Source organism: Brevundimonas diminuta ATCC 11568 (assembly GCF_000204035.1).
GTDB lineage: Bacteria > Pseudomonadota > Alphaproteobacteria > Caulobacterales > Caulobacteraceae > Brevundimonas > Brevundimonas diminuta.
In genome coordinates, this window is the sequence record NZ_GL883084.1 from 481,805 (window position 1) to 489,622 (window position 7,818).

Consider the following 7,818-nt stretch of genomic DNA (forward strand, 5'->3'; position numbering starts at 1 on the left):
GGCCTGGTGCGGGCGGCGGGTGACGAAGACGTCCGCCGCGGCCTGCATTTCGCCATCCGCTTCCTGGGCGTGCTGGGCCGTCAGATGAAGGACGACGGCGCCGCATGACCCCCGACGATCCGCTCGCGAGCCTCTATCACGATCGGATCAGGACGCTGGCGGCGGCAGTCCGCAACGATCGCCGCCTGGAGGGGGCCGACCTGTCTCTGACCCAGGTCAGCCCCCTGTGCGGCAGCCGGGTGACGCTGGATATCGCCCTCGACACGGCGCTGCGGATCAAGGCCTTCGGCTGGCGCGTCCGCGCCTGCACCCTGGGCGCGGCGGCGACGGCTCTGGTCGTGCGCAGCGCCCAGGGCCTCAGGCTGCACGCCGCCGCCGGATGGCATGACGCCATGCAGCGCCGCCTTGAGGGCGAGGATGCGGCGGTCGAAGGCCTGGAGACGCCCGAGGTATTCGACGCCGCCCGATCCTTCCGGGCGCGGCACGGGGCGGTGCTGCTGCCCTTCGCCATACTGGCCGAGGCCTGCGCGATCCGGCCGGACGCCGGCGCATAAGAAAACAGGCCGCCCCGACGAAAGGGCGGCCTGTCTTTCTTCGAGTCTGCTCGCCGCTTAGTTCGGGCGGGCCATCGAGGTCATGGCCGAGGCCTTGGCGCGCTCGGCGGCCAGTTCATCGGCGACCAGCGGCACCAGACCGCGGTCCTGCAGATAGCCGCCGCGCCCCGCCGAACCGTCAGACATGAACTCCTGAACGAACTGTTCGAGGCCCGGCGTCACGCCGATGTGGGCCTTCTTGACGTAGATGTAGAGGCTGCGGGCCAGCGGATAGGAGCCGTCGGCGATGGTGGCGACCGAGGGGGCCACGCCGTCGATGGTCTCGGCCTTCACCGTGTCCATGTTCTGCTCGAGGAAGGAGAAGCCGAACACGCCCAGCGAGCCCGGCGTGCGGTTCAGGGTCTGGACGATGGCGTTGTCGTTCTCGCCCGAGTCGATCCAGGCGCCGTCTTCACGCAGGGTGTGAGCCACGGTCTCGAAGCGGGTCTTGTCCTGCTTCTCGATGGCGGCGACGGCCGGGATCAGCTTGGCGCCCGGAGCCATGCCCAGCTCCAGGAAGGCGTCGCGCGTGCCTGAGGTCGGCGGCGGGCCGTAGACCTGGATGCGGGTGGCCGGCAGGGCCTTGTTGACCTCGTTCCAGGTCTTGGCGGCGTTCGGGCCCAACTGGCCGTCGGCGCCCGGCGTTTCCTTGGCCAGTGCCTCGTAGAGGTCGTTCAGCTCGAGGTTGAAGCTCTGGCCTGTGCGGGCGGTGGCGACGACGATGCCGTCGTAGCCGATCTTGATCTCGACGATGTCGGTGACGCCGTTCTCGACGCAGCGGTCGAACTCGCTCTGCTTCATCGGACGCGAGGCGTTGGCGATGTCCGGGGTCGAAGGGCCGACGCCCGAACAGAAGGCCTGAATGCCGCCGCCGGTGCCCAGGGATTCGACGCGGGGGGCCGAGCCGCCGCCGCCGTTGCGGGCGAAGGTCTCAGCCACGCGGGTGGCGAAGGGGAAGACGGTCGAGGAACCGGCGGCCCAGATGCCCGTCCGAGCCTTCTGCGAGCCGGGGGCGCCGCCGCCCTCGTTGTTTCCGCAGGCCGCCAGGGCCAGCAGGGCGGCCGCGCAGGCCGTGAACTTCAGTGTGCGGATCATGGCCGGACCTTCTCCAGTCGTCAGTGCACGACGCTTAAAGCAGGAAAATGTGACGGTCCGGCCAGACCTTTGTGACAGTCAGGGCAAACCTGCCCGATACGTCGTCAGAGCAGGCGCTTGCGCATGATCTGGGACAGGGTGTCGATCAGGGTCACGGCGATGACCACGATGATGACGATGGCAGACACGGCCTTGAAGTTGAAGGCGTTCATGCTGTCGAACAGCACCTGGCCGATGCCGCCCGCCCCGATCAGGCCCAGCACGGTGGCCGAGCGGCTGTTCGATTCGAAACGGTAGAGGGCGAAGGAGGTCCACAGCGGCGCCACCTGGGGAATCACGCCCCAGACGATCTCGTGCAGCTTTGAGGCGCCGGTGGCGCGCACGCCTTCGACCGGCCCCTTGTCGATCGACTCGACCGCTTCGGAGAACAGCTTGGCCAGGACGCCCGCCGTGTTCAGGGTGATGGCCAGGACGCCGGCCAGCGGGCCCAGGCCCACGGCGGTGACGAACAGCAGGCCGATCACCAGGTCCGGCACCGAGCGCAGCAGGTTCATCAGCCAGCGCACCGGCGTCACGACCCAGGCCGGGGCCATGTTGCGGGCGGCGGCCAGACCCAGCGGAATGCCGAACAGCACGGCCAGGAAGGTGCCCCACAGGGCGATCTGGATCGTCTCCCACATCTTGGCGACGAACATCTTCCAGTCGGAGAAATCCGGCCGCAGCAGGTCGTGGACGAACATCTTCATGCTGTCGTTGCCCGAGAACAGGCGCGAGATGTTGCCCAGGTCGACCGCGTCGACGCTGTACAGCAGGACGGCGATCACGCCGCCCCAGACCAGGACGTCCATCGCCCAGGAGACGGCGGATTTTTGCGGCGCGGCCGGAACCGGCGACGTCGGAAGCGGAGCTGCGGTCAAGGTTGGACCTCACGCAGGCTGCGCAGGCGCTGAAGCTCGGCTTCGGCGGCGGCGACGCCGGCCTTGTCGCCCTTGGCTTCGGCTTCGCCGCGCTTCTGGTCGGCGATCATCTCGCGGATCGGGTTGAGATAGGAATCATCGGCCGGGGCGAAGCGCGAATACTCCAGACCCGCCAGCACCTTGCGCTGGCGCTCGGCCTCAGGGCCTTCGCCCTGGCCGTAGGTCAGGAAGAAGCCCCGGATCTTTTCCTTCAGGGCCGGGTCCAGGTCTTCACGCACGACGATGCCGCTCTCGGGCACCGGCGGCGAGGTCCAGATCTCTTCGATCTGATCGGCCAGCTGGGCGTTCTCGCGGCGCATGAAGACCAGGTTGACGCTGTTGGAGGTCGCCACGTCAATCACGCCGGTGGCCACGCCGAAGGCGTTGGCCTGGTGGTTGGCCGAGCGCACGGTCTTGAAGCACTGCGACGGCACGACGCCGCGCGCGTTGAACAGGAAGGTCATGGGCGCCAGCGTGCCCGAAGTCGACTGGGCGTCGCCGATGCCGAAATTGTACTGCTTGCCGCAGGCCAGCACCTTGTCCAGCGTGATGCCCGAGCCCTTCTTGACGATCAGGGTCGACTGATAGGAGTCCAGCCCTTCGCGGTTGACGGTGCGGGCGATGACCTCGGCGTTGGCGCGGTCGATGGCCTCGACCTCAGGCTTGGCCGAGAACCAGCCGACCTGGGTGTGGTTGCCGCGCATGGCCTCGACCAGAACCGTGTAGTTCGAGCCGAAATAGGGCTTCACCGGCACGCCGATCGCCTTGGACATATCGTCCAGCAGCGGCTGCCACAGCGGTCCGGCCGAGGCCTGGCCTTCCGCCGACAGGATGGAGAAGGTGATTTCGCTGGGGGCGGCGCCCGACTTGGTCTCTTCGCCCTTGCCGCAGGCGGCGAGGCCCAGGGTCATGGCGGCGATGGCGGCGGCGCCCAGCAGGCGGCGATTGATGGCGATGCGGGTCATGCCTTGGCTTCCCAGAACGCGTCCTCGTACTCGGGACCGTAGATTTCGATCAGGCGCTGGGTGTCCAGGCCCGTGGACGGACCGTCATAGACCACCTTGCCCTTCTGCAGCGCGATGACGCGGTTGCAGTAGCGAATGGCGTAGTCGACCTGGTGCAGGGTGACGATCACGCCCATGCCGTCGCGCTTGTTCAGCTCGACCAGCAGCTCCATAACCTTGCGGGCCGACACGGGATCGAGCGAGGCGACCGGCTCGTCGGCAAGGATGGCCTTGGCGCCCTGGACGATGGCGCGGGCGATGGCGCCGCGCTGCTGCTGGCCGCCCGACAGGGTGTTGGCGCGCTGGGCGGCGTAGTCGGACACGCCGACGCGGTGCAGGGCCGCCATGGCCTTGTCCTTGTCCGCGCCCGGCCAGACGCCGAACAGGCCGCGCCACGACGGCAGGCGCCCCAGGGCGCCCAGCATGACGTTGGAGAAGAGGCTCAGCCGCCCCACCAGATTGAACTGCTGGAAGATCATGCCCAGGCGGCTGCGCGCGCGGCGCACGGCGCCCGTGACGCGGCCGTTCTGCTGAACGACCTCGCCGAAGACCGTGATGGTTCCGCCGGGATCGATGGGGTGAAGACCCGTGATCGAACGCAGCAGGGTGGACTTGCCCGAACCAGAGGGACCGATCAGGGCGACCATTTCACCGGCGCCGACCTCGACGGACACGCCGTCGAGCGCCTTTCTGGCCCCGTAGGTCTTCGAGACGTCGCGAACGGACGCGACGGCGGCTGTTGAAGAACTCATGAACCCATGGATGAGGTTGCGACAAAGGGGGCGCCGCATGACGCGAGACGGGCGCAAGGGCAAGTCTTAATGGCATGTCTGCGTCGATTTCGTCCAGTGCGGCGCCGATTCAGCCGAGCGCTGCGGCGCGCGGGCCATGCAACCCCGCCATGAAATTTCCACTTTACATGACAGGCCAATGCCCCCATATCGCGCGTTCCGGCGGACCCCGTAGGTCCTATCTTGCGCCGCTAACGCCGGGTCTGGGTTTAACAATCATCAGGGGGTTACGTGAATTGCACACGTACCAGCTTCCCCTGGACCTGGTCCGTCAGCGGTCCCCGGAGCGTCCGGTCGCACTCGTGCGTCCCCGCTCCGTTGCCGTAGCGGCGCAGTGGTTCCAGGATAATCTAAAAGCCGACGTCTTCTATGCGGTGAAGGCGAACCCTTCGCGCTGGATCATCGAGGTTCTGGTCGAGAACGGCGTCAACGCCTTCGACGTCGCCTCCCTGGCCGAGATCGAACTGGTTCGTTCGGTCAGCCCGAATGCGCGCCTGGCCTTCATGCACCCGGTCAAGAGCCGCGGCGCGATCAAGGCCGCCTACGCCGACCACGGCGTGCGCACCTTCGTGCTCGACAGCCATGACGAGCTGGACAAGATCCTCGAGTCGACCGGCCACGCCGACGACCTGAACCTGATCGTCCGCATGGGCGTGTCGGCGGACGGCGCCGCCTATTCCCTGTCGGGCAAGTTCGGCGTCTCGCCGGACCAGGCCCCCGCCCTGCTGCAGGCCACGCGCCACGCGGTCAAGGACGGTCAGATGGGCGTCAGCTTCCACGTCGGTTCGCAGTGCATGCGCCCCTCGGCCTATGAGGCGGCGATGACCCAGGTCGGCCGCGCCATCAAGAAGGCGGGCGTCTTCGTCGACATCGTCGACGTCGGCGGCGGCTTCCCTTCGGTCTATCCGGGCATGGTCCCGCCGGACCTGAGCGAATACGCCGACGCCATCCATCGCGGCTTCAACGAGATGCCGGTGTCGGAGACGACCGAGCTGTGGTGCGAACCCGGCCGCGCGCTGGTGGCCGAGGCCTCGTCGGTGCTGTGCCGCGTGGACCTGCGCAAGGGCGACGCCCTGTATCTGAACGACGGGTCGTACGGCTCGCTGTTCGACGCCACCCACTCGCGCTGGCCCTTCCCGACCAAGCTGGTCCGGGACGGGGAGTCGTCGTCGGAGCTGAAGCCCTATCGCTTCTATGGTCCGACCTGCGACAGCATCGACCACATGCCGGGCCCGTTCTGGCTGCCGGCCGACGTCCAGGAAGGCGACTTCATCGAGATCGGCATGATGGGCGCCTATGGCGTCGCCATGTCGACCGGCTTCAACGGCTATGGCGAACACGAGATCGCCGCCGTCGAGGACGCCCCCATGGGCTCGATGTACGGCCTGGCGCCGCGCTCCATCCCGACCGTGCGCACCACGGCCGAGGAGAACGCCCGCAAGGTCGTCCGCCTGTCGCGTCCCAAGGGCAAGGCGGGCCAGCGCAAGCGCAAGCGCTGATCCATCGCATCACGCCTTGAACTGAAAAATGTCTCAAGGCTTTGGTACAAGCAGCGGCCCGTCGCTCCGTCCGGGCCGCTGTTCCTTATTGACGACGGGCGCTCAAACCAAAGGGAAACCCGAGAGATGAACGCACCGGTTCGTTCCAACGCCAAGGCGGAGCTCCTGGCCACGACCGTCGAGCACATCGACATCACCAGCTTCGACGCGCGCCCGATCATCGATTCCATGCGCAAGATGTCGTTCTCCTCGCGCGACACCGCCCGCGCGGCCGACATCTTCAACATGGCCCTGGAAGACCAGGCCTGCTCGCCGTGGCTGATCCTGGCTGGTTCGACCTCGGCCGGCGGCTGCATGGACGTCTACCGCGACATGGTGAAGTTCGGCATGGTCGACGCCGTGGTCGCCACCGGCGCCTCGATCGTCGACATGGACTTCTTCGAAGCCCTGGGCTTCAAGCACTATCAGGCCGCCGGCCAAGTGGACGACAACGTCCTGCGCTCGCACTACATCGACCGCATCTACGACACCTACATCGACGAAGAAGAACTGCAGGCCTGCGACCACGCCATCTATGAGATCGCCAGCCGCCTGGAGCCGCGCGGCTATTCCTCGCGCGAGTTCATCTGGGAAATGGGCAAGTGGCTGTCGGAAGGCAACGCCAAGAAGCCCGGCTCGCTGATCCAGACCGCCTATGAAGAAGGCGCGCCGATCTTCTGCCCGGCCTTCGTCGACTCCTCGGCCGGTTTCGGCCTGGTCAAGCACCAGAAGGAGCGCATGGCCGAGGGCAAGCCCTACATGATGCTGGACGCGATCGCCGACTTCCGCGAACTGACCGACATCAAGATCGCGGCGGGCGTCACCGGCCTGTTCATGGTCGGCGGCGGCGTGCCGAAGAACTTCGCCCAGGACACCGTCGTCTGCGCCGAGATCCTCGGCGTCGAGGCCGACATGCACAAGTATGCGGTCCAGATCACGGTCGCCGACGTGCGCGACGGCGCCTGCTCGTCCTCGACGCTGCAGGAAGCCGCCTCGTGGGGCAAGGTCCAGACCACCTACGAACAGATGGTCTTCGCCGAAGCCACGACCGTCGTGCCGCTGATCGGTTCGGACGCCTATCACCGCGAAACGTGGAAGAAGCGCCAGCCGCGCCGCTGGAACAAGCTGTTCGGCAAGTAAGACCCGCGGAAGGCGGCGCCTTCTCGATCCCGCGACAAAGACGAGGGCCGGCGGATCGCTCCGCCGGCCCTTTTTCTTTGCACGCGCAACATCGCCTCGCGTGAATGCGGGAACCTCCGCGCGACCGGTCCGCTTGTCTTGCACGAGCAAGGAGACCTTCCATGACCGATCCCGCCGCCGAGAACGAAGACGCCCGCGAAGCCGCCGCCATGGGCGAGAAACCCGATCTGGGCCACGTCGAGGACGCCCTGAAGAAGGCCCTGCAAGGCAGCGATTCCGGTTCCGACACCCGCGCCGGCTCGCTGCGGGGAGGCTCGGCTTCCGGCTCGGAGATCGATCCGGACCAGGACGCCATCAACGCCGATATCGCTCGCCAGGGCCGCGAAATGACCGAAACCCGCTCGCGTCCGGCGGGAGGCCCGGAACAGGCCAGCAAGTCGACGGGCCAGCCCGGCGACGACGTGGACGCTCCTACGGGTTGAACCGCCTTGCTGCCGCCGCACGGATAGGCCACGGTGCAGACAGTCGCATAGGGATTAAGGACGTAGGCTGAATGAAGCGTAGCGTGGCAACCGTCGTCTTGGCGCTGAGCGTCGGCTTGGCGGCGTGCGATGACCGCAGTCAGGCCGCGCCCGAAGTCGAATCGCCCTCGGTTCCCGCCGCCGAACCGGCGAGGGAGGCCGCGCCTGCGGCGGCTCCGC

9 protein-coding genes are annotated in these 7,818 nt (G+C 67.3%); 5 read left to right on the top strand and 4 right to left on the bottom strand.

Features of this window, described 5'->3' with window-relative positions; translation table 11 throughout:
• Positions 1-6: 6 nt before the first annotated feature.
• Positions 7-108: a DUF1641 domain-containing protein gene (locus BDIM_RS18665; RefSeq protein ID WP_428829095.1), complete on the top strand. Its 102-nt coding sequence runs from the start codon at positions 7-9 to the stop codon at positions 106-108.
• Positions 105-554 (top strand): iron-sulfur cluster assembly scaffold protein, encoded by a 450-nt coding sequence (locus BDIM_RS02420; RefSeq protein WP_003163975.1) that lies wholly within the window; start codon positions 105-107, stop codon positions 552-554. The genes BDIM_RS18665 and BDIM_RS02420 overlap by 4 nt, the downstream gene beginning before the upstream one ends.
• Positions 555-611: 57 nt before the next feature.
• Here the strand turns inward: BDIM_RS02420 and BDIM_RS02425 are convergent, their stop codons facing one another.
• From BDIM_RS02425 to phnC, 4 genes are all read right to left on the bottom strand, one after another.
• Positions 612-1,688: a substrate-binding domain-containing protein gene (locus BDIM_RS02425; protein WP_003163976.1), complete on the bottom strand. Its 1,077-nt coding sequence runs from the start codon at positions 1,686-1,688 to the stop codon at positions 612-614.
• Between the two features lie 104 nt (positions 1,689-1,792).
• Complete coding sequence (gene phnE / locus BDIM_RS02430) at positions 1,793-2,536, bottom strand: phosphonate ABC transporter, permease protein PhnE (protein WP_003163977.1); 744 nt, start codon at positions 2,534-2,536, stop codon at positions 1,793-1,795.
• 65 nt (positions 2,537-2,601) lie between these two features.
• Complete coding sequence (gene phnD / locus BDIM_RS02435) at positions 2,602-3,609, bottom strand: phosphate/phosphite/phosphonate ABC transporter substrate-binding protein (RefSeq protein ID WP_003163978.1); 1,008 nt, start codon at positions 3,607-3,609, stop codon at positions 2,602-2,604.
• Positions 3,606-4,400, bottom strand: a complete 795-nt coding sequence (gene phnC, locus BDIM_RS02440) for a phosphonate ABC transporter ATP-binding protein (protein WP_003163979.1) — start codon at positions 4,398-4,400, stop codon at positions 3,606-3,608. Before phnC ends, phnD begins: the two co-directional genes overlap by 4 nt.
• Before the next feature lie 275 nt (positions 4,401-4,675).
• Here phnC and BDIM_RS02445 point away from each other — a divergent pair, with 275 nt between their 5' ends.
• The 3 genes from BDIM_RS02445 (at position 4,676) to BDIM_RS02455 (ending at position 7,599) form a co-directional block, all read left to right on the top strand.
• A complete protein-coding gene (locus BDIM_RS02445) occupies positions 4,676-5,938 on the top strand; it encodes a type III PLP-dependent enzyme (protein ID WP_040344588.1) in 1,263 nt (420 codons plus the stop codon).
• Positions 5,939-6,064: 126 nt separating this feature from the next.
• Positions 6,065-7,117 (top strand): 1,9-bis(guanidino)-5-aza-nonane synthase, encoded by a 1,053-nt coding sequence (locus BDIM_RS02450; RefSeq protein ID WP_003163981.1) that lies wholly within the window; start codon positions 6,065-6,067, stop codon positions 7,115-7,117.
• A gap of 161 nt (positions 7,118-7,278) precedes the next feature.
• Positions 7,279-7,599, top strand: coding sequence for a hypothetical protein (locus BDIM_RS02455; protein WP_003163982.1), 321 nt, complete (start codon positions 7,279-7,281; stop codon positions 7,597-7,599).
• The last annotated feature ends 219 nt before the right edge of the window (positions 7,600-7,818 follow it).